Raw genomic sequence first — 24,730 nt, 5'->3', positions numbered from 1 at the left:
CGATCCACGGCGCGACCCCAACTTGGCCGCACCGTGGTGTGGGTGCCGCGTCGTCGAGGTCTCCATGCATGTCCGTTGTCGTCGAACCCCCTTCGAGTTCGCCCCGGTCCGCGAATTCCTCGATCGCGTCGGGTACCGCCCGAGCAGCGTGCCCGAACAGGTTGCGCACCTGCTGGTCCGCGGGACCGATGGCGGCGTCGAGGACGTTCGCGCCGAGTCCCACCTCACCGATGCGACGACCGTCGACACCCAGCTGCGCTACTTCACCGAGCCGCTGGTGCGGCAGCGTCTGTTCACACTCGCGGCAGCGAGCAAGCACGCCTGCCGTGGGCTCGATCGCATCGAGATCGAGGGCTGCGAGCACATCCACGAGGGCACCGCGCTGTTCTTCCATGCGCTTGGTCACCACCTCCCCAGCTGTCGCATCGAGATGACGTTCTCGCGAACTGCCGAGGTCGAGGCGGCGTCGGACGACCCCGCCGGGCGGCGCGAGGCGGAGGTCGCCAGCGCATGCTTGCGCGAGCGGCCGCTGACCGACGACGAGTTCGTGCGAGTCCTCGATGCCGCGCGAACGTGCACGTACGTCGGCGACTACCACACGAGCGAGCGTCTCGCGCGTCGACTTGCCCGCGAGCGGTTCCACGTCGAGGTCGAGATGCTGCTCGGCGTCGCGGCCAACGCCACGCTGCGGCCGTTCGAGGCCGAGTACCACTTCGGGCGGGTCTACGCCCACGCCGAGCCGCTCGACCGCGCGCGGGCCTGCTACTCGCTCGCGATGCTCGCGATTCGCCACCATGCCTCGAGCTTTCGCGACCTCGATCGCGGCGAGGCGTATCTACAGGAGGCGTACGAGATCATCGTCGGCCTCGACCCCTCCGATCGCGACCCGGAGCTCGCGTTTCGTCGCGTGTTCAACCGCAACGGCCTCGCGCTAGTATGGTTCAAGCGTGGGCGAGTTCGCGAGGCGCTCGCATCGCTCGATCTGGGGATCGCGCGTCTGCGTGAACTCGCGGGCGCCGAGGTCGATCTGCACCACTCGGTGCTCGAGTACAACCGCATCCTCTGCCTGCGGGCGCTGGGGGACGCCGCACGTGCGGAGGTGAGCTATCGGCGATTGCTCGATCTCGATCCCACGTATCCGTACTACCCGATGGATTGGGCCCGTTGGGAGCTGGCGGCTGGCCGTCCGGAGACAGCCTTGCTCGCTGCCCAGCGGGCCCGGGAGATCGACCCGTACCTCGCGACCGCGCACTCGCTGATGGGTCGTGCGTTCGTCGCCGCGGGCGACGACGTGCGTGGTGAAACATCGCTCGCGCGCGCCGCCGAGCTCGAGCCGGTCAGCCCCTATCACATCTGCAACCTCGCTTCGCTCTGGAACCGCACAGGGAAGTACGAACGCACGCGTGCGTTGCTGTCGCGGCACGACCTGACCTCATGGGACGAGGATCACCACGAATGCGGGGTCGCGCTGCTGGCTCAGGCGATCGCCGTCACCGACGGTCATCTGGACACGTCGCTCGCGCTGCTCGAGTCGTGTGCCCGTCTCCGGCCAGACTCGCCGCGCCTGGAGCAGAACCTCGCGCTGTTTCGCTCGATCGCGGAGGCACCGTGAGCGCTCCCTGGGATCTCACGGCCGCGCGCGCGCACGCCTTCGGTCCCGCGCACGATGCCGCGGCGGTACGCGCATGGGCCCAGCTCGTCGCGGCGAGGATCGACGGCCGCTGGACCCGTGCGGGTCGGGCCGAGGCGGCGTTCGATGACATCGCCCACGACGTGCTCGTGCAGACACCCACGACCGGGATCGGGTTCTGTCGCGGTCTCGCCCACCTCGTGTTCTCCGACGGGAGTTCGTCCGCCGCCGAAGGCGATGGGATCGTGGTGGAGCTCTACGCGGCAGATGGCCTCCAGATCGAGGCGGAGCTGTGGTTCGAGCAGACCACCGAGCTGGTGGAGCGCCACGATACGGGAGTGCTCGCGGTCGTCGAGGGACGTATCGCTCGCGCCCAATGGCGTTTCGCCGAGGTCGCGCGCGAGCACGCCGACGTCCGCCTCGGTGAGCTGAGCTGGGCCGGCGCCGAGGTCCTGACGCCGGGGGACCTGCGAAGCATCGTGCGAACCGCACCACTCGCGTGTCAGTGCATGACGCTCGACGCGGCCGCGGCGACGGTGCTCGTGCGCACGACGGCGCGCCAACCCGAGTGGACCATCCTTCCGCCGGGCGTCGCGTACGTGCGTCGGCCGCCGACGCCCCGCGAACGGCTCCGATACCGGGCGCTGGCCGAGGTGCCGCGACGATTCGCGCCCTTCGCGATCGAGGCTTGCCTCGACGTCGCGATCCGCGAGTCGCCGCTCGCCGCATCCATCGAGCTGCTCGCGAGGGCCGCAGCGCTCGGTGTGCCGTCGGCGATGCTCGCCGACCTCTGTGAGAGCGGTCGCACCGTGCACGGCGACGTCATGCTGCGCATCGAAGCGGCGATCACTCGGGTCCACGAGCGGCACTCGCTGCTCAGCGTGCGCACCGACGTGAACCCCGAGCAGCGGCTCGCACTGTTCCTGCTGATGCTGGTTCCCGACCGCGCATGCATGCGCGCGCTGCTCGGGCAGCTCTACCCCGAGCACGCGATCGACGAGGTCCTGTGGGGCTGGCTCGGTCAACTGCGTGACCCACTCGCTCTCTCCGAAGACCCCGTCTCGGAGATCTTGCTGCGAGGCCTGTTCGACGGCTGCGACGAGGACGCGCTGCTTGCCCGTGTCGCCGCAGTCTTCGACGCCGAGGACGTCGAGCGAGGCAGGGCCGACATCCTCGCGATCGCCCGACGGATCCGCACTCGACCGGCACTTCGGCGCGTCCTCGGCGACGCGCCGACGCTGGGTACCGAGGTCTCGCAGGATTGGGTGGCCGAGATCGGCGCACGGCCGTCAGGGGCCACCGCGTTGTCGGAGTCGACGGAGTTCGCCGTCAATCCCGAGCACGTGGTGCAGACGACCCCCGACGTGCCGCCACAGATCGCGACCACGCTCGGGTTCGCGTTGCGGCTCGCTCCCCACGGACCGACGGCGTGGGTCAGGGATCCGGGCAGCGGCATGTGGGCGCCCTACCGCGCGGCCCCGCGCGAGGCCGCGCGGTTCGACTCGCTGTGGGCCTCGGGACCGCGGGCGTGGGACTTCGACGCATCGGAGATCGCGATGTTGCGCGAGGCGGGCATCTTGCTCGCGCCCGGAGATCGCGAGCGGCGAAGCGAGCAGTGGCGCCGCGAGGTCGAGGTTGCGCGCGAGCACTACCGCAGCTTCGGCTACGCACGCCTCCCGCGGTGGCTGAACCGCCCGCAGCTGCAGGGACTCGGCCGCCATCTCGAGGGCCTGGCTCGCGCGGGGGCATTCCACCGCGAGCACCGGTATCTCGGTCACCTGGGCATTCACTTCGAGGTCGCGACCCGCTTCTGGCAGCACCAGCTGGTCCCGATCATCTCGTCGATGGTCGACGAGGAGGTTCGACCCACGTTGTGCTACGTGCGGATCTACGGCGAGCGTGCCGAGCTACTCCGACACACCGATCGGCCAGGCTGCACCTGGAACGTCTCGATCGCCTACGACGTCACGTCGCCACCCGATGCTCCGCTGTGGCCGTTGTGGCTTCGCGGCGCCGCCGGTGATGTCGCCATCGGGCTCGAGCCCGGCGAGGCCGTGCTCTACCGAGGGACGGCAGTCGAGCACTGGCGCGAGCCGCAGCCGTCCGCGAGCACCTCGATCTTCGGCTTCGCCATGTTCGCTCCGCGCGACCACGCGGGCACCGTGTACTAGGGTCCCCCATGCGGCACTTGCGAATCGGCGACGTACTGCCCGGCATCAGCGTCGATGCACTGCTCCACGCCTGGCTCGACGCGAGGTCGTTGGGGTTCGAGGCGACCCCCTGCGGCTCGGACCACTCGCAGCGCTCCCGCATGACCCGGCTCAGCTGCTGCCCTGCCTGGACCGCCGCTGCACCCTCTCGTCATTCGCGGCAGATGCCCAGGGGCGGCTCGTCACGCGACACGAGCTCGAGCGGGACGACGCGCTGCGGCGCTTCGAGGACGGCCAGAGCATCCAGATCGCGCACGCCGAGATCCACCCGCCGCTCGCCAACGTGGGTGCTGATCTGGCGCGCGAACTCGGCTTCCCCGCGTCGATCGTCACGACCCGGATCGTCTACTCGCCGCCCGGTGCCAGCGACGCCTATGGCTGGCACTTCGATGGTGCCGACGTGATCGTCGCGCAGGTGGTGGGCTCCAAGCAGTGGCAGCTCGCGGACAACCCGGATGTCCGACACCCCCATCGTGCAGGACACCCCGACGAACCAGTCCGTGGTCCGCTCGATGGTTTGCCTGGGCTGTCGCCGCCCGAGTATGGGCCGCGACGTTTCGATTGCTCGGCCTTCGACACACCGCGAAGCGTTCGTCTCGTGGCAGGCACCGCGATGTTCGTCCCGAGTGGCATGTGGCATCGCACGGGAGCGATCGGTGACACCGTCTCGTGTTCGGTGTCGTTCATGTTCCAGCCCGACTCGTGGGCGCGGCTGCTGGCTCGCGCGATGACCTCCTTGCTGACGGCAGATCCGCGGCTGCGTCGCCCGGCGGTCGGTCTCGGCTTGCCGGGGCGAGCACGGTCGGACGCGCATCGGGAGCTCGCCGCCGCCGTGGATCGCTTGCACGCGCTGGTCGAGTCGTTGGACGTGCGCGAGGTCATCGAACGCGCAACGAGCTCCCGACTCGCCCACCTTCCCGCGAGCTCGACGCAGTTCCGACTTCGCCACGCGGCGAACGCCAGGATCGAGGTCGCCGAGGGGGGCGGATGCTCCCTGTGTTGCGACGACATCGAGGTCGAGCTCGGTCCGACGCTCGTCGATCCGAGTCGATGGATGCTGGCGACCGAGGGCGTGCCGTTCTCGATCGCGGAGCTCCTTCACGCTACCGCAGAGGCGCCGTTGCGCGTCGATCCTGCCCACGTCGAGCGCGTGAGCGTGCTGGTCGATGCGCTCGTGCAGCTCGAAGTGCTCGAGCCTGCCAGCAGGCCACCACGAGCGACTAGGCCTCGCCGTAGCAGCGGTGCCACTGCTCGATCGCGATGAGCGACCACAGCCGCAGCCCGTGGTCTCGCAGCCCCTCGCGATGCTCGTGCACGATCCGGGTGACGGCGTCGGCGTCGAACCACCCCCGCGCGCGCACGAGCTCCGGTGCGAGCCACTGCGAGACCAGTCGATCGAGATCTCGGCGCAGCCACACGCCCAGCGGGGCGTTGAAGCCGAGCTTCTTGCGCTCGAGGATCTGCTTGGGCAGCAGGTTCTCGGCGATGCGTCGCAGCACGCGCTTGCTCGCGAGCGCGCCGACGCGGTGCCGCGAGGGGATCTGCATCGCGAGCTCGACCAGCCGCACGTCACAAAGCGGCACCCGCAGCTCGAGACCCCAGGCCATGCTCATGCGATCGGAGCCGCGCAGCACGTTCTCGGGCAGGAAGCCGTGCAGATCGGCATAGGCGGCGCGCTCGACCGCATCGCCGTGGGCAGGCCCGGCGAAGCACGCTGCGACCGGATCGACGCGGCCCGCCGAGACGATGCGCTCACGGAAGGCCGGGGTGTACATGCCGTCGCGCTCGGCCACGCTGGTGTAACCGACCCAGCGGGCGTAGCGCTCGGCGGGGGGCAATGCCGCGCCGGCGAAGAACTGGCGAGCCCACCGTCGATAGCTGCGTGCGACCGCGGCCTCGCGGCCCTGGGCGAGCCGCTCGCCGGCGTTGTAGACGCCCTCGGGCAGGCCCGACACGCGCTCCGACAGCATCATGCCGCGGTAGCGGGGGTAGCCGCCGAACAGCTCGTCGCCACCGTCGCCGGCGAGCGCGACGGTCACACTGCCACGGGTGAACTTCGATAGCGCCGACGACAGCAGCGCAGTCGGGCTGCCGAACGGCTCGTCGAAGCCGCGCACCATCGCCTCGAGACCCTGCAGCACGTCGATGTCGAGCACGACCTCGTGGTGATCGGTGCCGAAGTGCCGAGCGACCACCCGCGCCATTTCCCGCTCGTCGTAGCTCTTGCCCTCGTCGCCGTAGCCGACACAGAAGGTCGAGACCGGCGCGCTGCCGTGTTCGGCCAGCACCGCGGTGATGGTCGAGGAGTCGAGCCCACCCGAGAGGAACGCGCCCAGAGGCACGTCGCTGCGGGTCTGGATGACGATCGCGTCGCGGAGCACCGGCTCCACGATCTCGGCCCAGGTCTCGAGGTCGTGGCGCTCGTCGATGGTCGGTGGCGCGTCCCAGTAGCGCCAGATCGCGAGCTTGCCATCGCACCACGACAGCGCCGAGCCGGGCGGTAGCTGTCGCACGCCGCGGAACATCGACAACGGCGGCGGCACGTAGAAGAGATCCATGTAGGCGTCGAGCGCGACCGGGTCGAGCTCGCGCGACACCCACGGGCACTGCAGCAGTGCCTTGGGCTCCGATGCGAACGACAGCGGTGTGTCGCCCTCGAGCGGCGAGCGCTGCTCGGCGTAGTACAGCGGCTTGACGCCGAGATGATCGCGGGCACACAGCAGCCGCCGTCGTCCCGCGTCCCACAGCCCGAACGCAAACATGCCATCGAGGTGCCCGAACATCTCGTCGCCCCACTCGCGGTAGGCCGCGAGCAGCACCTCGGTGTCGCTGTGGGTCTCGAAGCGGTGGCCGGCACGGATCAGCTGCGCACGGAGCTCGATGTAGTTGTAGATCTCGCCGTTGAAGGTGATGCACAGCATCCCGTCGGCGCTGTGCATCGGCTGCGCGCCCGTCGAGAGATCGATGATCGCGAGCCGCCGATGTCCGAAGCCGAAGCCGTCGCCGATGTGCACGCCGCGACCGTCGGGGCCACGGTGGGCGAGACTGTCGGTCATGCGATCGAGCAGCGCTGCGTCGACGCTGCCGCCGGTCCGAATCATCCCGGTGATGCCGCACATGACGGTGGCCTAGTCGTTCCCCTCGCGAACGACATGGCGGAGCTTACCCGAGGCCGTGCGCGGCAGCTGCTCGCACAGCTCGACGTGCATGCGGGTGTCGCTGCCCAGCCGTGCGTCGACCGAGGCCCGCAGCTCGGCCTCGTGTGCGGCGGTCCAAGCACCGCGGGGGACCAACGCGACGGTGATCTCGCCGGCGGTGCGCTGGCGGATCTGCGCCTCGCGGATGAACTCGAGCTTCTTGAAGATCTCGCCGGCGCGCCCGACCTGGCGCCCGTCGGCGAGCTCGACCAGGTCTTCGCGGCGGCCATCGACGTCGAGCACGATGCGGCCCGGACGGCCGCAGGGGCAGGGCGCATGGTCGAGCACCACGAGGTCGCCGAGATCGTAGCGCACGAAGGGTTGGTGCCAGCTGTCGAGCGACGTGCCGATCACGCGGTGCAACGCCTGCCCGCCGTCGTGGCCGTGCGGGATGAACTCCACCATCGCGTGGTCCTCGTCGACGTGCAGGCGACCGAGCGGGCACTCGCTGAAGTTCGCGACCGACTCGGTCTGGGCGTAGTGCTCGCGTGGTTGCACGCCGAGTCCGTCGACGATGCGTCGGCGCTGGCCAGCGCTCACCGACTCCGAGGCCAGCGTCACCCAGCGCAGTGCGGGCAGCTGCGCGCCGGTGGTGAGCGCCGCGTCGGCGAGTGCCGCGACCATCGACGGATAGCCGTGGATCCACGGGATCTCATGGCGACGCAGCACCTCGAGGTACGCCGGCGCGGTCGCGGGCCCGAAGTGGTGGCCCGACATGAGCAGCTGTCGACCGGGCACGTTGAAGCGCCAGTACGGCGGACGCCGCTCGTCGGCGGGCACGATGACGCGTCCGCCGAGCGTGGCGCACCAGGTGCCGCGACGCAGACCGTGCCACTCGCGGTAGCGCCAGCAGGTCGCCCACTGCTCGCGCAGCGCCTCGACCGAGGCCACCAGCTCGAGTCCGGAGCCGGTGGTGCCGCTGGTGTGTAGCTCGACCGGCGTGCGCAAGACCGCGTGGGGCAGCTCGCCTGCGCGTAGTCGCGGACTCTCGCGTACGACGATGTCCTTGGTGAGCAGCGGCAACACCGTCAGCTCGTCGGCGTGTTGCATGCGGGCCGGCTGCAGTCCACAGCTCGCGAACACGTCGCGCCAGTACGGAACGTGACGCTGCGCATGGACGAGCATCGCCCGCAGGCGCACCAGACGGTGGGCCTGTAGCTGCGCCATGGTCCAGCCGCTGCGAATCCTTGCCTGCGCGAGGCGTTCTTCGAAATCGGCCGAAAACCGCAGCCGACGCAGGCGGAAGCCCTCGACCGAGCACATCACATGTTGCGCCCATACCGGCGATCGGCGGTACACGTCCGCGAGGTCCAACGCCATCGTCAGAACGCAACATAGCACCTCGGCACTCCGGTGGCGGTGCGAGTGTCGACGGCGCCGGCGGGACCACGCGCGCGCACGGCCCGACGCGGCACCCTCACGTCGTGCTATGCTGCGCACGTAGTTCGATCGAAGTTGCGCCGGCTCGCGATCCCATGACGATCTCGACACTGCTCCCTCCGCACCACGGCTCGACGGCCGCGCGCCCGTCCGAGGCCTCGGCCAACGACGGCTCGGCCCACGTCGGTGAGCGCGGGCCTGCGTCCGACGCGGGTGCCCGCGAGCCCCTGGTGATCATCATCCTCACGCTCGACGAAGAGGCCAACATCCAGAAGGCCATCGCCTCGGTGCAGGGGCGTGCGCCGGTGATGGTGGTCGACTCGGGCTCGCGCGATCGCACCGTCGCGCTCGCGCGGGCGGCCGGTGCCGAGCTGCACGAGCACGCATTCGTCGACTACGCCAGCCAGCGCAACTGGGCGCTCGAGCAGGCGCAGTCGCGCTACCGCTGGGTGTTCTTCCTCGACGCCGACGAAGAGATCACGCCCGCGCTGTGGCGGGCGATCGAGCAGGCCTGTGCCCGCGACGATCTCGACGGCGGCTACGTCGGGCTCACGTTCGTGGTGCTGGGCCGCGAGCTCGAGCACGGTGGCTTCGGTGGGGCCTCGATCCTGCGGCTGATGCGGCCCGACGTCGCGCGATTCTCCCGCGGCACCAACGAGCGCGTCGACGACCGCCACATGCGGGTCACCCGTCTGGGTGCCAAGCTACGCCACGACGATCACAAGCCGCTGGCGGAGTGGTTCCGCAAGCACGTGCGCTACGCCCAGCGCGAGGCGCGACACTTCGTCGACGGTGACGATCACCGTCGCGGGCTCGACGGCTTCTCGTTGCGCACCAAGGCCGGCCGCACGGTCGGCGTGCGCTGGGCCTACAACAAGTTGCCGCTGTTCCTGCGGCCGTTCGTGCACTTCGGTCGCACGGTGGTGGCGCAGCATGCCTGGCTCGACGGTCTGCCCGGCCTCATGTACGCCGGCATGCAGTCGCTGTGGTACCCGCTGATGATCGACCTCTTCATCTACGAGGAGCGCTGGCGTCGCAAGCTCGAGCGCGAGGAGCACGAGGGCACATGACGGCGCAGGCGGTGTTGGTCCACGAGTGTCCGGCCTGTGGCAGCGCCGCGCGGACGCCGGTGCTGGGCGACGGCAGCGGGTGCTTCGACCTCGCGCGATGTGATCGCTGCGGGCTGGTGCACTCGCTCGGACACCATCCGCCGATGTTGCTCGACGCCGGCTACGGCCTGCGCGCGGCGACCCACGACGGCGTCGATCGTCGCCGGAAGCAGCGCTCGATTGCGCTGTACGACCGGCTCACCGAGGGCGTGATCGCGGAGCCGCCCGCCGGCGCGCGTGCACTCGATCTGGGCTGCAACACCGGGCTGCTGCTCGACGAGCTGCAGGCGCTCGGGTGGCGCACCGAGGGGGTCGAGCGGGCCCCGGGCGCGCGCGAGTTCGCGGCCGCCAAGCACGTCATCCACGATCTCGATCTCGAGGACGACGACGCACGCGTGCACGCCCGCGCCGACGGCTTCGATCTCGTGACCATCACCCACGTGCTCGAGCACATGAAGCGACCCGTCACGGTCGCGCGCTTCATCGCGCGGCACTTGACGGCCGACGGCCTGGCGGTGATCGAGGTGCCCAACTGGGACGACGCCGCGCGGGGCCTGTGGGGCAAGCGCTACCGCCCACTCGAGCTCGGCGATCACGTGTGCTTCTTCGATCGCGACAGCCTGCGCGCGGTGCTCGAGCAGGGCGGCCTGCGCGTGCGGACGCTGTGGAGTCAGCCCCAGGGGGCCACGACGGTCATGGCGTCGCTGCTGACCGCGGTGGACGCGGTGAGGGCGCTCGCCCCTCGCCGCCGCACCGCCTCGGTCGGTGCCACTGCGGCCCGCTGCGATCGCGAGCAGCGGGCGCCAGGGGGCCTGCGCGCCAGCGTGCTGCGGGGCTTGGACGCGCTGGACCCGATGCTCGACCGGGTCGCCGGGCCCGACGCGCGCTGGGGCGCCAACCTGGTCGCCATCGCGCAGCGGGCGTGATCGGGCCGAAGTCACCGCCCGCGAGCACGCGCTCAAAATCCCCCTTGACAGCGTCGGCCTGATTCGCGGATTCTCCCGACCCCACGCATGGGGTGGTAGTTAAGTCGGTTATAACGCCGGCCTGTCACGTCGGAGGTCGCGGGTTCGAGTCCCGTCCGCCCCGCAAGGGAAAGAGAAGCCCCCGAGATCGAAGGTCTCGGGGGCTTCGCCTTTTCTACGACGCACTCGCAGCGTCGGCGAGCTCGAGCCACGCGAGTAGGTCGTCGGGCAGATCCTCGAGGTCGCCCTGCGCCAGGTCGAGCGCGACCCTGCGCTGCCACACCGCGTACGCACGCCCGCGTTGATGCATCGCGACGAGGGCTTCCTTCGCCGTCCAGGCCGCCTTCCCCGACATGCGCGGCGATGCGGCGGGGTCTTCGAGCACCCGCAGGGCCCAGGATGCCGCACGCCCATGGTCGCCACTGCGCAGGTAGTACAGCGCGAGATTGACCTCGACCTCGTTGCGATCGAGGGAGGTGAGCAGCGGCATCTGCCAGATGTCGTGCAGCAGCGCCAGCGCGCGGCCGTATTGCTTCTGCTCGCCGTAGGCGATCGCGAGGTTCGACTTCGCGGTCAGCTGCACGTGGGCACCGAGCCCCCCGCGTTCGGCCTCGTCGATGATGCCGGCGAACATCTGCTCGGCGGTCTCGAAGTCCTTACGCTGGACGGCACACACCGCCAGCCCGTTCATCACCAGCGTGCGCGCATAGGCGGGCAGCTCCTGGGCGAGCGCCGCGTCGTAGAGCGGCACCGCCTCTTCGCAGCGCCACTGTGCGGCGAGCAGGTTGGCCAGCAGCGCCGTCGCGGTGCCGCGGTCCTCGTCGGGGGCGTCGGCGGGCATGGTCGCGACCGCTTCACGCAGGTCGAGCTCGGCCTCGTCCAGCCGCCCTACGGTCTGACGCAGCTCGCCGCGCAGCTTGAGCCAGCGGGTGCGTCGAAGCGGGTCGGACAACCGTGCGAGCGCAGCCTCGGCGTGACGCGCCCACACCAGCCCGAGCTCGGGCTCGGCGAGGTGCTGGTAGACCGGCATCATGCCGAAGGCCGCGTCGAACTCGGTGTCGGTGTCGTCGGCCTCGCGCGCGAGGTGGTACGCGGCTTCGAAGGCCTCCGCGGCTCGATGCCAGTCCTCGCGCTTCGACGCGTGCTGTCCGAGCAAGGCGCGTGCGCGCGCCTGTAGCGGTGGCCACGCCAGCGCATCGGCGCGCTCGACCAGCGCCAGCGCGGCGATCTCGTGGTCGCCATGGGGGTCGCTCGCGATGGTCGCCCGCAACGTCGCCACGCGTCGGCTGCACGCTGCGATCTCCTCCGTCAGGGCGGGATCGAGGCTCGCCGACGGTGCGACGCTCGAGGGCTCGTCGCAGCGCTGCATCGGCAGCACCGCGGCCAGGACGACCGGTGCGGGCTCGCCGTCCTCGGCCCGTGCCAGCGCAACCTCGATCTCGGCGCGACGCTCCTCGACGCACTGCGCGAGCGCCGGTGGTGCCGCGCAGCTCGCCCGCGCGGTGTCGGCCCACGCGCGGGCGTGGGCCAGCAGCGGGTGATCGGGGGCGCGGGCTGCGAGGGCCCGCGTGCGCGCGTCGAAGGCCATCGCGGTGCGCTCACACGCGGGCGCGCTGGGCCACGCCCACCATGCACAACACGCGACGCCCATGGTCGCGATCGCGCCGCGCCGCCATCGACGACGCGGGGGCGCGAGCGCGACCAGCAACGCGTCGATGTCGGCGTGGCGCTCGCTCGGCTCGCGCGCGAGGCCGCGTCGAAGCGCGCGTTCGATGGCCAGATCCAGCCGACCCCGCCGCTGCGGCCGGCCCTCGAGGGTGGCCATCGCGATCGCGGCCGGCGAGTCGCCGACGAAGGGTCGTGAGCCCGTGAGCGCCTCCCACAACGCCACGCAGAACGCGAACTGATCGCTCTTGGGTGTGCTCGGCTGCTCGAGCAGCTGCTCTGGCGACATGTATCCCAGCGTCCCGCCGCGGGCGCTCAGCGTGGTCTCGCCGGGGCCCGAGGCACTCGCGGCCGAGGCCGGCGCGCCGACCATGGCGGCCAACCCGAAGTCGAGCACGCGCACGCGACCGTCGCGGCCGATCATCACATTGTGCGGCTTGAAGTCGCGGTGCACCACGCCGCTGCGGTGGGCGTGCGCGAGCCCGAGCCCAGCCTGTCGATACGCGGCGAGGATCTCGTGCGCCCCACGGCCGCGCACCCACGTCGCGAGCGTCTCGCCATCGACCAGCTCCATCGCGATCCACACCCCGAGCGGCGAGCTGCCGACGTTGTGGATGGCCACGATGTTGGGGTGGACCATGCGCGCGAGGATCCGCGCCTCGCGAATGACGCGCTCGTTGCCGCCATCGACGTGTCGCAGCAGCTTGATCGCGACGTCGCGGGCGAGCCGATCGTCGCGCGCGAGCCAGACCTCGCCCATGCCACCGCGCCCGAGCCGGTGGCGCAGGGCGTAGGGGCCGATGCGGTCCTCCGCCGCCGGCAAGTCGGGGCCCGCGGTCGCGATCACTCGTGCGAGCTCGGCCAGCAGCTCGCGGCACTCGGGGCACGTTGCGGCGTGGGCCAGGCACGCACGGCGCGTGGTGTCGTCGACGCGCTGCTCCAGCAGTGCCAGCGCGCCTTCGTCGTCGATGCACGTCGCTTGCGACAACCCCTCGCTCCGCCAGGGAGCTTGGCCCGTGGCGGCGGCAGCGTCTACACGTTGCGCGGCGGGAGTGCGACACTGCGGCCAGAGAGCCGGGCAAGCCTTGGATCCGCTGATCGAGAGCTTCGTGGGTGGGATCGCGGTCGAACAGCGCGAACGCTGGACCGGGGACCCTGCGCTCGGCGAGCGGCTGCGTGCATTGTGCGAGGCAGCACGCGCGCGCTGGCCGGAGCTGTTCGACGCGCCGGCGTTGTTGCAGGCGCTCGCGACGCACGCGCGAGAGCCCGCCGAGCTCGCGGGCATGCACGCCGCCGAGCTGACGCTCGCGCTTGCGTGTGCGCGTGGTGATGCGGCGGCGTTGCGGGCGTTCGAGCTCGAGCACGGCAAGGACATCGCGCTCGCACTCACCCGCGCCGGTGTCGCGCCCGCGGCGGTCGACGACAGCGCCCAGCTGGTGCGCGCGCGGCTGTTCGTCGGGCCGAGCCCGAGGATCGCGGCGTACTCGGGCCGCGGCGCGCTCGCAAACTGGGTGCGGACGACGGCTGTGCGTGTCGCGATCTCCAGTCGTCGCGGTCGCGCGCCGTTGGACCGCGCCGTGGCGTCGCTACCGTCGCGGTCGGGGGCGACCTCGGAGCCCGAGCTGTCGTGGCTGCGGCAGCGCTACCACGCGCAGTTCAAGCAGGCCTTCGACGATGCCGTCGCCGCGCTCGACGATGACGACCGCGCGCTGCTGCGCTTCAAGTTCCTCGATGGTCTCACGCTGGACGAGCTCGGCCGACTCTACGGCACCCATCGCGCCACGGTCGCCCGACGCGTCGCCCGCGTGCGCGAGGCGTTGTTGGCGTCGATGCGTCGAGATCTCGGCGTCGCGATCGGAGCCGAACGGCATCGCATCGACAGCATCGTCGAGCTGCTCGACTCCGAGCTCGACCTCAGCCTCTCGCGGCTGTTCGCCGCCCGCCCGCCGGCATGACGCGCTGGAGCCCGAGCAGATCGGCAGCGGTGGTCGGTCGTGTCGGCGCCCGCGGCCCCGCTCACCACACCGCCATCACGGCGGTCGCGTTGTGGAAGCCGTCGATGCTGCCCGCGAACTTGGCGATCTCGCCGTAGCCGGCGACGCCGACGAGCGGGAAGTGGCGACCACCCGAGAACGCGGTGACCTCCTCGCCGTAGCGCGCACCGAGGCGTTGCAGCCGCGCGCCGCAGTCGAACACCAGCGCGCCGTGTAGCGCCTGGCGCTCGAAGGGCTCGAGCGCGCGACTCGACAACGTGCGCGCGGCCTCGATGAGCTCGTCGGCGCTGGCGGTTGCGATGCACACCTTCGCGCCGACGGGGATCGCACTCGCGAGCTTGATCGCGCCGTCTTCACCCACGGCCATCGCCGCCCGGATTTTGAGCTGGTCGCCGAACATCGTGCGCATGCCGAGCTCGTGGGTCGCCGTGACACTCATGAAGTCGTCGCCGTCGCGCATGCAGCCGAGCCGGATGAGCTCGGCGCGGTAGGCCTCCAGCGCCGGGCGATCGTCGAGCCGACGCAGGATGTTGCCCTCGACCTCGGTGACCGTCATCTCGGCGCTGCCGTCGACGCCGCGCCAGCCGTGGTGGGCGACCAGCGAAGGCGCCGCGTCGGAGAACAGGCCGATGAGGATCGCGGCGTCGCGGAGGATCTCGCGGCCGGCGAAGACGTAGGCCTGTCGCAGGTGCTGCCCGCCGCCAGCGTTGGTGCCGAGCATTCGCCAGTGCGGCGGGACGCTCTGCTGCAACGCGCCGTAGAGCACCTCGCCATCGCAGGCGAACCCGTCGGCCAACGTCAGCAGCACCTGGCTGCGCGCGCTGGTGCGATGGGCGGCGTCGACCAGCCGTCGCGCGGCGGTGCGGACGGCGGTCGCGGGATCACGCGAGAGATCGGAGGCGACGCTGATCGAGTACGAGAAGCCGCGGCCGGACAGCACTGCGCCGACCGGATCGGTGGTGCTGAACCCACGCTCGGTGAACGCGGCGCCGGCCGTCGTCGCGCCCACGACGGGCCCGCCGATGCCCTCGCTCGCGGCCGCGAGGTACGCCGCGTGATCCACATCGAAGGGAAGGTACACGATGGCGAGCTTGGGCCCGTCCACGCGCGAGCCCACGGCTGCGAACTCGCGTCGCAGCGCATCAGGTCCTCCACTCACAGGTCCGACGCTCACGATGTCCATGGCACCTCGAAGTGTTCACAGCTTATGCGATGCAACTGGCCGGTCAACGTGACCCCGTTCGCCCCGAGCGCACGTGCATGCGCGAGTGCGGAAGCGCGCTGGGACTGAAGGCGGCGGCGTGGCACTTTGGCACGCATCGTCGCGCAGTCGTGCCGCGCGCCCGAGCCAACGCACGACGATGATCGCAGCACGGGCGTAACATCGACGTGCGATGCAACCGTCACGGCGCGAAAGGTCTGCTTCAGATTGTCGGCTGCGCGGCCCGATCGGTGGGATTCATCGTCGCGGCGGCGGCTGGGCTAACATTGCCGTCATGGACGTCCGCATCATCTACTGCGTGAAGTGAAACTACCTGCCGCAGGCGACCCGTGTGGTCGCCGAGTTGAAGGCAGCGTTGGGTGACGATCTGCGGATCGAGCTCGTCGAGGGCGCGCGCGGCATCTTCGATGTGTTCGTCGCGAACGAACGCGTGTTCAGCAAGCACGAGCAGCATCGCTTTCCGGAACCAGGAGAGATCGGCGAAGCCGCCGCCCGCGTTCGCCGCAATGCGCCGGCGTGAGGCGAGCCGGCGCAGGTGCCGGCGTGATGAGGGGTCGTCGTCATGGATCCCGCCGCGCCGGCCAGCGGCTCGCCGCACCACCCTCATCGACGAACCGCGTCGGCCCGTCGTGGCCACCGGTTCGGCGCGCTGCGTGGCGCCCTGACCGCGGCAGATTTTCGCAGCGAACGCCTGGACCCGCGAAGTCGACGGGCCCACCGACGCCGCCGGGCCCGTGCGTGGGGTGCACCTACACGGTATGCTACGCGCCCGATCATGGACGACGCGCTGCGTCAGACCATCGAAGCGCGGCTCCGCGGCATGCGCGACTCGCTACGAGCCGGCGGCGACCTCGAGCTCGGGCAAGAGATCGATCCGGCGCGCAAGATCGACGAGGACGCGCAACCCCTGGCGGAGATGGCCCAGGTCATCGCGTCGAACCGCAACCGCACGCGCGCCGAGCAGCTGCGGGAGATCGAGGCCGCGCTCGAGCGCATGCACGATGACCCGGAGTCGTTCGGCGCCTGCGAGACCTGCGAGGAGCCCATCGGGCGTCGTCGACTCGAGCTGATGCCGTGGGCGCGCCTGTGCATCGAGTGTCAGCAGGCCGACGAGCGGGAGCACGGCCGCGCGGGAGCTCGCAAGCACCTCACCGACTATCGCTAGGCCGTGGCGCGCGGGCGTGCGGTGTCAGGCCGCGAGCGGCACCGCCAGGGCGGTGACCACCGCACGTCGCCGTGCGCCTTGGCTGTGGCGCGACTCGCCCCAGTGGGTCGAGCCGGGCTCGTACCGCCGCGTGTTCCAGCGCCGTTGATAGGCGAGATAGGCGAGATCGCGGCGCGGCGGTGCGTCGCCGCGGTAGTGCCCCATGCCGCGGTGCGGCAGTGGCCCGACGTTGCGCGTCAGCGACGAGTCGCCGGTGGTGCCCGGCACGACCCGTGGCTTGTAGAGCAGCTCGCTGTCGAGCCACAACGTCTGCACCCGGCCCTCGTCCGGCGCTGCGATGCCCTCGAACTCCAGCTCGATGGCGTCGCCCCTGCGCATCACGACCACGCAGTCGTCGGCGCGGTCCAGCAGCGGCGCAACCTCGCCGTAGGCCGTGAAGTCGCCGTAGGTGCACTGCGCGTCGGTGAGCTCGCCGCGACCGTCGGGCACGTTCCACCGCGGCTGCGCGCGGTCGCCGTCGTCGAGGCCCGAGGGCGCGCCCGCGAAGTGAAGGCGCGCGCTCGCGGGCGACAGCGAGGCCACCTGCACCGGGCTCGGGGCTCCGACGCACAGGCGCACGCGATCGACGTACCACATCGCCAGCCCACCCTCGTGGGTACCCGTCCACAGGCGCACGCGGTACCGCGGTCCGTCGAAGCGCACCGCGGACAGATCGATCGCGACGGTCTTGCGATCGCCACGCGGCGAAGGCACCTGCATCACCGTGTGCCACGCACCGTCGGCCCGCTGCACCTGCACGAACGGCCGGCGGCGGCGCACATCGGGCCCGAGCGCGCGCTCGTGCTTGAGCTTCCAGCCGTCGACCACGAGGTGGATGGCGGCGTCGGTGTGCTCGACCTCGCCGAAGTCGAGTTCGTAGAAGTTCTCGTGTGCGCAGTCGAAGGCGACCGCATGATCGTCGCGGCGTGCAATCGCCTCGGTGACGTCCACACGACCGCGCCAGCTCGCGTGATCGGGGGTGCGCATGCCGGCGGTGGGTAGCGCGATGAACGGCGCTCGCTCGGCCCGCTGCGAGGCCGACCACTGCAGCGCCGAGCTCGCGACGACCTCGGTGCCTCGAGCGTGCTCGACCACTGCCAGCGCGAGCCGATCGACGTAGGCGATCTCGTCCTCGCCGACCAGCAGCAGCGCGCGCGCGCGACCGCGGCCGTCGTGGTCGCGCTGCACCGCCGCGCTCGCGAGCGGCACCGCGAGCGGCGCGAACTCGACGCGCTTGCCGCGGCCACGCTCGACCTGCTCGGGGCGACCGATCAGGCTCGCGCCACCGACCGCGCCCTCGTAGTGCCAGCGTCGGCCGTCGTGTCCGTACACGAACGGGCACGACATCATGCAGCCGTCGTCGGGCGTGCCGTTGCAGTTCTGGTCGATGCCGTCGCCGCAGACCTCTGCCACGGGCTCGACATCGGGCACGCACATCATCGCGCCCTCGGTGCACATGCTGACGCCGGTGGCACAGGGGCCGGCCAAGCCGGTGTTGCAGGCGCCGGCGTTCAGACCCTCGTCGGTCATGCCGTTGCAGTTCTCGTCGACGCCGTTGCACATCTCGATGCCGGGCGTCTCTTCACCCATGCATTGCCCCGACCACATGCCGCCGACGCACGACTCGGTGCCGGCGGCACAGATGCCGACGTTCTGCGTGCCCGCGGGGCCGGAGTAGCAATCGCGGGTCTCGCCATCCATGCACTCGCCGCTGCTGGTGTCGTCGGCGGTGGTGGTCGTCATCGTGGTCGACGTGGTCGGATCGCCGGTCATCGATGCCGAGCCATCGGAGCTCGAATCGCCGTCGACGGACGAGTCGTCGCTCGACGAGTCGCTTCGCGGTGCCGGGCCCGAAGCTCGCCGGGTTGTCGCCGGCATCGGAGCCCGCACAGGCGGAGATCAACGCGAGCAGGGCGGGGGACAGCGAGGTGCCGCGGAACAACAGAGCCAGTCGGCGCATGAGGCCTCCAGCCGTTCAGCCTATCACGGTTGCCCGCAGCGGGCGCCCGAGTCACGTGCCGCGATAGGTGCGGTTCAACATCGGGTGGACACCATCGGTCGGGCCCCAGTCGGAGTCGGGGTGGTAGGCGATGACGTCCATGCCGTGCTCGTTGCCGTCGTGCTCGCCGCTGTCACCGGTGGTGCGAAACGCGTGCAGCTCGTGGGGATGCAGCAGGAACACCGCCCCGGGCCGCAGCGGCTGCTGCCACTGCGCGCCGTGGCGACCGTCGGCTCGCGCGGGACCGAACGCATGGCCCTCGCCGCGGGCAACGACCCCCAGGCGGATCGACGGATGCGAGTGCACGGTCTGTTGGATGCCCGGCGGAAAGTGCAGGAAGTTGAACACCGGATCGCCCTGGCGGGGCGGTGACACCAGGATGGTGTCGGAGCAGCCGTCGATGTACGTCAGGCGGCCGGTGTCCTCGATGACGCCGGCGGTCGGCAGGCCGCGATAGCCGAGCCGCTCGATCGCGACCGCCATGCCGTCGATCTCGACCTGCACCGGTCCTGGCGCGCAGAAGAACGTGCCGGGCGCGAGCGAGAGCTCGAAGCTGCCGGCCTTCATGCGCCCGCTGCCGCCGACCACGTAGCCGAAGAAGGTCGAGGTCGAAGGCCCCAGCTCCCGCCGTCCGCGCACGACCACGAGCCTGCTGGGGTACATGGTCGAGGTCGCATCGATGACGTCCCCGTCGCGTGGTTCCAGCAGCAGCTGCATGATCGTTCGTCGTTGGTTATCAAAGCGACGGCGTCGGTGGCAAGCCCGCGCGCGTGTGCTGCCGCTCGCGACGGCGCGGTTTCATGCCGATCGTCAGCCGAAGCCGACGTCCTCGGCGCCCCGCGCCACGCGGCGGTAGACCCATCGCATGAGTCGCATCGGCGGCATCTCTTGCAGCGACGCGTAGCTGCCGACCATCAAGAGGCCGCGCCATTCGTGGTCCTCGGGGATGACGACGTGGGGGTCGGGCGCGCGCCCGGTGGCGCGCACCGGCAGGCGCAGGCGGAAGGCCCAGGGGAATGTCAGGCTCGCGTCGCGCACGCGCACGTGGGGCCGCTTGAGGGTCGCGTGCATGCGTTGCCGCCAGGATCGCGCCGCCGTGCCGCAGTCCCCGATGAGGAAGAAGTCGGTTGGCAGGCCCTCGTCGAGCTGGGCGCGCAAGCGGTCGCACACATGGGAGGGGAAGCCCGCGGCCCCGGGTTCTGCGGCGCCGTCGGGCCAGACCACCAGCCCGACCTCGATGCGCCGGTGGAAGCCGTTGCAGACGAAGAACAGGCACGTGTCGAGGCGGTCGAACACCAACACGCGGCGCACCGTGTAGTCGAGCACGTCGGGTGGCAGCTCGGGCGGCGGCGGGAGATCGACCAGGCGCTCGGGTCGGATGAGCCCTTCGAGCTCGCCGTGGTCGTGCTCGAAGGCGGCCAGACGCGACTCGAACGCCTGCATCGCGCCGTCCAGATCGGCGCCTGGATCGGCGAGTGCGCCGCGGCGCACCAGCTCGAAGAACAGCTGGCTGCGCGTGAACACGAAGCCGGCGGTGGTCGCCATCGCCGATGCCGCCGACTCGACCACGCCCCTGGGCAAGCCTGCGCTCATGGTCGTCCCTCACCGTCGACGAAGACGCGGTGCCACAGCTCGATCGCCAGCAGCATCCACAGCAGCTCGCCGGTGCGATCGCGGCCGACCATGGTGTGCGGGGCCTTGCCGGCGACCAGGCGCTCGACGAAGCGCATGTCGAAGTAGCCGCGCCCACGCGCGTGCGACGACAGCAGCACGTCGCGGGTGTAGCTGCGCAGCGGCTCGCGACGGAACCAGTGGTTGAGCGGCACACCCATGCCGGACTTCTTGCGATAGACGACGGGGTGCGGCAGCAGGTGCTCGATGGCCTTCTTGAAGGCGAACTTCTCGACATCGCCGCGGCGCTTGAGCACCGGTGGGATCTTGAACGAGAACTCCGCCAACCTGCGATCGAACAGCGGCGAGGCCGGCTCGACGCCGTTGGCCGACAGCATCTTGTCGACCTTCACGAGGATGTTCTGGCCGCCCTTGAGCTTGATGTTGAGGTGCATCAGGCGGTTGAGGAAGTTGCCCATGCGCTCGTCCTCGAGCAGTGGCCGCACGTAGTCGCACAGCGCCTCGGTGCCGCCACTGCGCGCCATGAGCTCGGGCGTGCACAGCTCGTGGGCGTGCTCGAAGAACTTGTGGTACGAGGCCAGGTAGGCCCGCGCGCGGTCATAGCCGCCGTAGGCGCGGTACCACTCGCCGAGGATGAGGAACTTGTTCTTCGGCCCGCCGAAGAGCGGATCGCCGCCCTCGCCGTTGAACACCACCGGCGCCTCCTGGGCGGCCGCCTGTGCCAGCAAGTAGTTGGGCACGGTGATGCAATCGCACAGCGGATCGTCGAGGTTCCACATCACCCGCGGCAGCAGGTCGAGGAAGCCCTCCGGCTCGACGTCGATGACGCGGTGCTCGACCTTGCAGTGCTCCGCGACCAGTCGCGCGTAGCCGAGCTCGTTGGGCTGTCCGTCGCCGAAGGCAGCCGAGAAACACACCGGCTTGCAGCCCCGGCGCGCCAGCAGGGCGACCACTGCCGACGAGTCGACCCCACCGGAGAGCGTCGCGGTCACGCGGCCGTCGGCGGGAATGCGGCGATCGACCGCATCGATGCACAGCCGCTCGATCTCGGCGGTGAAGTAGGGCAGCTCGTGGTCTTCGACCTGCTCGTGCAGCTGCCAGTGCGAGACCAGCGGCGAGGCCCCGCGAGCGCCGAGCTCGATGTGGCAGCCCGGCTGCAGCTCGAACACGTCGTCGAACATGCTGCGTTCGCCCGGGATGAACGAGAACACCAACAGCGACACCAGCGAAGGCTCGTGGGGCTTCACCACGAACGCCGGATCGGCGAGGAACGCCTTGATCTCGGAGGCGAACGCGAAGCGGCCATCGGGTAGGGTCGCGTAGTAGATGGGCTTCTCACCCAGCGGATCGCGGGCGAGCAGCACGTGGTCCTCGAACAGCGCGGCGACGGCGTAGGCACCGTCGAGCTGTCCGAGCGCCGCGGGGCCCTTGGTCGCCAGCAGCTCCGCGACCAGCTCGGCCGCGCTGGCGGTGGCCGGTAGGCCCAGCTGGCTGGCGAGCGCGGCGTGCTCGAACAACGCGCCGTCGAGCACGCAGTGCACCTTGGCGTCGCGGCTGCTGCCCACCGCGGCGACGCGCCCCGGCGGCGAAGCGACGGCGAGACCACCGGCGGGACCGATGCGGGTCGCGTGCGCGTGCGCGCCGCGATGGCGCAGCAGTCCCAGCTGGCGCAGCAGCAGCGCCTCGTCGCCGCGACCGACGTAGCCACAGATCGCTGCCATCGTCACTCGCTCTCGGAGCTGCGCACGCGCTTGTCCTGCAGCAGGTCGCGCGCGCTCTTGCGTCGCAGCCAGCGCGAGAGCTTGCGCCGCTGTTCGTCGTCGAGCACGCGATGGAAGCCGAGCAGCGCGCCGCGGGCAGCGCCCTCGATCTCGCCCTCGAGCTCGAGCACGCGGGTTTCGATCTCTGCGATGCGGGCGGCGTCGGGGGTCGCCGAGGCCCACGCCTGCGCTGCGCTGGCGCGCAGGTTCTTCAGCTCCACCCGGCGCTCGCGCGTGTCATCGCGAAAGACTCGGATGAGGGTACCGAGCTCGCCGCGCTGCGAGTCGGTGCACGCGAGCTTCTTGCAGATCTTCGCCTTGGCTTGCATGGCGGCCTTCTCCCCGTCGTCGTCCGCGTCGGTGTCGTCGGCGTCGTCGTCGTCGGGCACGACGACCGACACCGGCGCGTGCGCGCCGTCGGTGCGGGCCGCGTACCACGCCACCGCGCCGCCGAGGGCGAGGCAGGTGAGGGCGACCAGACCGATGGTGCGCGTCGACAAGGGACGTTCCGCCGGAGCATCGCGCCTTGCGGTCCGGAAGGGAATCACCGCCTTCGCGCGCGGCCGCCCGCGAGGGCGAGCCCCGGGACTATCCGATGCACACGTGGTTCACGTCGTCGGCGGTCCACACGACGGTCTCGCCCGCGCACACCGTGGCCTCGAACGGCATCTCCGAGGTGCAGCCGTCGCCGGAGTAGCTCATCAGCCAGCAACCCGGGCCCGGCAGCGGCACCTCGACGTCCTGATCCGTCGGCAGGCCCGGTGGCTGTAGTGGAAACTCGCTGGGCATGGTGCCGTCGCAGGCCACGAAGGCGAAGGTCTCGACGGTGTTGCCGGTGCGATTCTCGAACTTCAGCACCGGCTTGGGATCGGTCGCCTCGCAGTCGGGCGCGGTATCGGTGCCGCTGTCGGCCGCCGAGTCGCCACTCGAGCTCGAGCCGGAGGCCGTGTCGGCCCCGGACGAAGCACCCGAGTCCGAGGCCTGCGAGTCGCCGTCGCTGGACGAGCTCGAACCATCGGGAATCCTCGCGCAGCGGAAGCCATCCGCGCAGCTGTCGTCCTGGAACGTGCAACCGCCGGCCAGCCCCGCGCCGCTCGCCACCACCACCACCCATGCAACCCAACCGCGCATCACCATGCCCCGAGAGTGCCGGGGGACCGCGGCGCGATCACCTGCGGTGCGGCAAAATCGACGGAGGACGAGCGCGCGCTAGCTCACGGGGTCGCGTGCGTCGGCGGCACGCGAGGGCCGTCGAGGAGGTCCGCGGCCCCCAGCACGCCGCGCTCGATCTCGGCGTAGTCGACCGCGACGTCGAACCGCGCCAGCACCGAGTAGAACCCGAACTGCAGCCGATTCATGAACACCAGGCCGGGCGGCAGCGAGGTGAAGCTCTTGTCGCGCTTGAGCACGAAGCGCTTGAGGTCTTGGATGCCGCGCACGACCTCTGCCGCGTACGCGCGATCGATGCGAAACGGCGCCTCGAACAGCGGTGCGAAGCAGCGCCGCACGTACTCGAGCACGGCCGCCTCGAAGGCGCCGCCCTTGGTCGCGAGCATCGCCGCGATGCAGCGGCGGAAGCTGGCCTCGTCGCGCGCGAGCGCGGCGCGGTGGGCCGAGCGTGCGAGGCTCAGCTCGGGGTCGAACAGCGGCTGTACGCAGCCGAAGTCGAGGAAGGTGATCGTGCCGTCGTCGTGGAAGATGTAGTTGCCGGGGTGAGGATCGGCATTGAACATCTGCCCCACGAGGTTGCCGCGGAACACGAACCGCCACAGCACCTCGGCGAAGTGGCGGCGGTCGTCCTCGCTGCGTGCGGCGGCCTCGTCGATGCCGAAGCCCCGCGCGAGCGCGGTGGTCAAGACGCGTCGGGTGCTGCGCTCACGGTAGACCTTGGGGATGCGCACGTCGGGGTCGCCGGCGTGCATGCGGGCGAACTGCTCCTGCCGTTCGGCCTCGAGCGTGTAGTCGAGCTCTTCGCGGAAGCGCTCCGCGATGATCGCGAAGACCTCCTTGGTGTTGAGCGTCTTGGGGCCGAGCGTGCCGACCAGGCCCTCGATGATGCCGGCGTTGCGCAAGTCCGACTCGATTGCGCGGTCGATGCCGGGATGCTGCACCTTGACGGCCACCTCTTCGCCGCCCTTCAGCGTCGCGCGATGGACCTGGCCGATCGACGCACTCGCCATGGGTTCGTCCTCCCAGGTCGTGAAGAGCTGATCGATCGGCGCGCCGAGCTCGCGCTCCACCACCGCGCGGATCGCCGCCGGTGACGAGTGTGGCGCGGCGGCCAACAACGTACCCATCGCGCGCTCGTAGGACGCGCGGTGGTCGTCGGGCACGAAGCCATCGACGTAGCTCGCCATCTGTCCGACCTTGGCCGCGAGGCCACGCAGCGATCCCAGCACTGCGGCGGCGTGCTCGGCGGCACCCTTGCCGTCGCTCGACAGCAGCAGGCTGGCGCCGGTACGGGCGCCGACGCTCACCAGCCGGCCGAGGCGGGCCAGGCGGCCGGTGGGTACTTCGCGATCGTCACTCATCGTCTTGGGGATCCGGGGTGCGGCCTGGAGGCTAGCAGCAGTGCTCGCCGCCGCCGCTGCGCGGGCGGTGGCAGGTGCGTGCGTGGGCACGGCAGGCAAACGGAGACGACTGCGGTCGCGGTTACGTTCGCCTTCGGTATCGCTGGGCAACTTGCCCAATGTGGCGGACGGTTGCGTCGTCGTGGCCCACTCGCGCCCGGGCGCGCGAGGCCGCTGCTACGATGTCGAGGGC

19 protein-coding genes and 1 tRNA gene are annotated in these 24,730 nt (G+C 70.7%); 9 read left to right on the top strand and 11 right to left on the bottom strand.

What is annotated here, in order from left to right:
* The first annotated feature begins 148 nt into the window (after window positions 1-148).
* From IPH07_33605 to IPH07_33595, 3 genes are all read left to right on the top strand, one after another.
* Window positions 149-1,612 carry a hypothetical protein gene (locus IPH07_33605; GenBank protein ID MBK6922374.1) on the top strand — a complete coding sequence of 488 codons (1,464 nt, stop codon included), beginning with the start codon at window positions 149-151 and terminating at the stop codon, window positions 1,610-1,612.
* Window positions 1,609-3,801, top strand: coding sequence for a hypothetical protein (locus IPH07_33600; protein ID MBK6922373.1), 2,193 nt, complete (start codon window positions 1,609-1,611; stop codon window positions 3,799-3,801). The genes IPH07_33605 and IPH07_33600 overlap by 4 nt, the downstream gene beginning before the upstream one ends.
* Window positions 3,802-4,123: 322 nt before the next feature.
* The gene (locus tag IPH07_33595; GenBank protein ID MBK6922372.1) at window positions 4,124-5,104 is read left to right on the top strand and encodes a hypothetical protein; all 981 of its coding nucleotides are present in this window, start codon (window positions 4,124-4,126) and stop codon (window positions 5,102-5,104) included.
* On the opposite strand, the gene asnB is transcribed toward IPH07_33595, so the two are convergent.
* Together asnB and IPH07_33585 are read right to left on the bottom strand one after the other, a co-directional pair.
* Complete coding sequence (gene asnB / locus IPH07_33590) at window positions 5,061-6,959, bottom strand: asparagine synthase (glutamine-hydrolyzing) (protein ID MBK6922371.1); 1,899 nt, start codon at window positions 6,957-6,959, stop codon at window positions 5,061-5,063. The two genes, IPH07_33595 and asnB, sit on opposite strands and share 44 nt — an antisense overlap.
* A gap of 9 nt (window positions 6,960-6,968) precedes the next feature.
* A complete protein-coding gene (locus IPH07_33585) occupies window positions 6,969-8,357 on the bottom strand; it encodes a phenylacetate--CoA ligase family protein (protein MBK6922370.1) in 1,389 nt (462 codons plus the stop codon).
* 155 nt (window positions 8,358-8,512) lie between these two features.
* On the opposite strand from IPH07_33585, the gene IPH07_33580 reads away from it, so the two are divergent.
* The 3 genes from IPH07_33580 (at window position 8,513) to IPH07_33570 (ending at window position 10,615) form a co-directional block, all read left to right on the top strand.
* The gene (locus IPH07_33580) at window positions 8,513-9,487 is read left to right on the top strand and encodes a glycosyltransferase family 2 protein (GenBank protein MBK6922369.1); all 975 of its coding nucleotides are present in this window, start codon (window positions 8,513-8,515) and stop codon (window positions 9,485-9,487) included.
* Window positions 9,484-10,452, top strand: a complete 969-nt coding sequence (locus IPH07_33575) for a class I SAM-dependent methyltransferase (protein ID MBK6922368.1) — start codon at window positions 9,484-9,486, stop codon at window positions 10,450-10,452. The genes IPH07_33580 and IPH07_33575 overlap by 4 nt, the downstream gene beginning before the upstream one ends.
* 89 nt (window positions 10,453-10,541) lie before the next feature.
* Window positions 10,542-10,615 (top strand) — tRNA-Asp (locus tag IPH07_33570).
* A gap of 51 nt (window positions 10,616-10,666) precedes the next feature.
* On the opposite strand, the gene IPH07_33565 is transcribed toward IPH07_33570, so the two are convergent.
* Window positions 10,667-13,144 (bottom strand): serine/threonine protein kinase, encoded by a 2,478-nt coding sequence (locus IPH07_33565; GenBank protein ID MBK6922367.1) that lies wholly within the window; start codon window positions 13,142-13,144, stop codon window positions 10,667-10,669.
* Window positions 13,145-13,241: 97 nt separating this feature from the next.
* Between IPH07_33565 and IPH07_33560 the strand changes: the two genes are divergently transcribed.
* A complete protein-coding gene (locus IPH07_33560; GenBank protein MBK6922366.1) occupies window positions 13,242-14,111 on the top strand; it encodes a sigma-70 family RNA polymerase sigma factor in 870 nt (289 codons plus the stop codon).
* Between the two features lie 61 nt (window positions 14,112-14,172).
* On the opposite strand, the gene IPH07_33555 is transcribed toward IPH07_33560, so the two are convergent.
* Window positions 14,173-15,267, bottom strand: a complete 1,095-nt coding sequence (locus IPH07_33555; protein ID MBK6922365.1) for an FIST C-terminal domain-containing protein — start codon at window positions 15,265-15,267, stop codon at window positions 14,173-14,175.
* A 436-nt stretch (window positions 15,268-15,703) separates the two neighbouring features.
* Here IPH07_33555 and IPH07_33550 point away from each other — a divergent pair, with 436 nt between their 5' ends.
* Together IPH07_33550 and IPH07_33545 are read left to right on the top strand one after the other, a co-directional pair.
* Window positions 15,704-15,892, top strand: coding sequence for an Rdx family protein (locus tag IPH07_33550; protein ID MBK6922364.1), 189 nt, complete (start codon window positions 15,704-15,706; stop codon window positions 15,890-15,892).
* Window positions 15,893-16,147: 255 nt separating this feature from the next.
* On the top strand, window positions 16,148-16,537 hold the full coding sequence (locus IPH07_33545; protein ID MBK6922363.1) for a TraR/DksA C4-type zinc finger protein: 390 nt from the start codon (window positions 16,148-16,150) through the stop codon (window positions 16,535-16,537).
* Between the two features lie 24 nt (window positions 16,538-16,561).
* Here the strand turns inward: IPH07_33545 and IPH07_33540 are convergent, their stop codons facing one another.
* The 7 genes from IPH07_33540 to IPH07_33510 form a co-directional block, all read right to left on the bottom strand.
* The gene (locus IPH07_33540; GenBank protein ID MBK6922362.1) at window positions 16,562-18,319 is read right to left on the bottom strand and encodes a hypothetical protein; all 1,758 of its coding nucleotides are present in this window, start codon (window positions 18,317-18,319) and stop codon (window positions 16,562-16,564) included.
* A gap of 268 nt (window positions 18,320-18,587) precedes the next feature.
* A complete protein-coding gene (locus tag IPH07_33535) occupies window positions 18,588-19,292 on the bottom strand; it encodes a cupin domain-containing protein (GenBank protein MBK6922361.1) in 705 nt (234 codons plus the stop codon).
* Between the two features lie 93 nt (window positions 19,293-19,385).
* Window positions 19,386-20,168, bottom strand: a complete 783-nt coding sequence (locus IPH07_33530; protein MBK6922360.1) for a hypothetical protein — start codon at window positions 20,166-20,168, stop codon at window positions 19,386-19,388.
* Window positions 20,165-21,928: a 7-cyano-7-deazaguanine synthase gene (locus IPH07_33525; protein MBK6922359.1), complete on the bottom strand. Its 1,764-nt coding sequence runs from the start codon at window positions 21,926-21,928 to the stop codon at window positions 20,165-20,167. The genes IPH07_33530 and IPH07_33525 overlap by 4 nt, the downstream gene beginning before the upstream one ends.
* Window positions 21,929-21,930: 2 nt before the next feature.
* A complete protein-coding gene (locus IPH07_33520) occupies window positions 21,931-22,467 on the bottom strand; it encodes a Spy/CpxP family protein refolding chaperone (protein MBK6922358.1) in 537 nt (178 codons plus the stop codon).
* Between the two features lie 88 nt (window positions 22,468-22,555).
* The gene (locus IPH07_33515; protein MBK6922357.1) at window positions 22,556-23,104 is read right to left on the bottom strand and encodes a hypothetical protein; all 549 of its coding nucleotides are present in this window, start codon (window positions 23,102-23,104) and stop codon (window positions 22,556-22,558) included.
* 77 nt (window positions 23,105-23,181) lie between these two features.
* Window positions 23,182-24,498 (bottom strand): AarF/ABC1/UbiB kinase family protein, encoded by a 1,317-nt coding sequence (locus IPH07_33510; GenBank protein MBK6922356.1) that lies wholly within the window; start codon window positions 24,496-24,498, stop codon window positions 23,182-23,184.
* Window positions 24,499-24,730: the final 232 nt, after the last annotated feature.

The sequence above is a fragment of the Deltaproteobacteria bacterium genome, assembly GCA_016709225.1.
Taxonomy (GTDB): domain Bacteria; phylum Myxococcota_A; class Polyangia; order Nannocystales; family Nannocystaceae; genus Xiheibacterium; species Xiheibacterium phototrophicum.
This window is presented reverse-complemented; position numbering and strand designations above follow the sequence as displayed.

Coding starts and splice junctions, on each gene's coding strand:
- IPH07_33535 (MBK6922361.1), bottom strand. CDS start 19,292: ATGCAGCTGCTGCTGGAACCACGCGACGGGGACGTCATCGATGCGACC.
- IPH07_33575 (MBK6922368.1), top strand. CDS start 9,484: ATGACGGCGCAGGCGGTGTTGGTCCACGAGTGTCCGGCCTGTGGCAGC.
- IPH07_33510 (MBK6922356.1), bottom strand. CDS start 24,498: ATGAGTGACGATCGCGAAGTACCCACCGGCCGCCTGGCCCGCCTCGGC.
- IPH07_33540 (MBK6922362.1), bottom strand. CDS start 18,319: ATGACGACCACCACCGCCGACGACACCAGCAGCGGCGAGTGCATGGAT.
- IPH07_33525 (MBK6922359.1), bottom strand. CDS start 21,928: ATGGCAGCGATCTGTGGCTACGTCGGTCGCGGCGACGAGGCGCTGCTG.
- IPH07_33530 (MBK6922360.1), bottom strand. CDS start 20,168: ATGAGCGCAGGCTTGCCCAGGGGCGTGGTCGAGTCGGCGGCATCGGCG.
- IPH07_33515 (MBK6922357.1), bottom strand. CDS start 23,104: ATGGTGATGCGCGGTTGGGTTGCATGGGTGGTGGTGGTGGCGAGCGGC.
- IPH07_33545 (MBK6922363.1), top strand. CDS start 16,148: ATGGACGACGCGCTGCGTCAGACCATCGAAGCGCGGCTCCGCGGCATG.
- asnB (MBK6922371.1), bottom strand. CDS start 6,959: ATGTGCGGCATCACCGGGATGATTCGGACCGGCGGCAGCGTCGACGCA.
- IPH07_33580 (MBK6922369.1), top strand. CDS start 8,513: ATGACGATCTCGACACTGCTCCCTCCGCACCACGGCTCGACGGCCGCG.
- IPH07_33585 (MBK6922370.1), bottom strand. CDS start 8,357: ATGGCGTTGGACCTCGCGGACGTGTACCGCCGATCGCCGGTATGGGCG.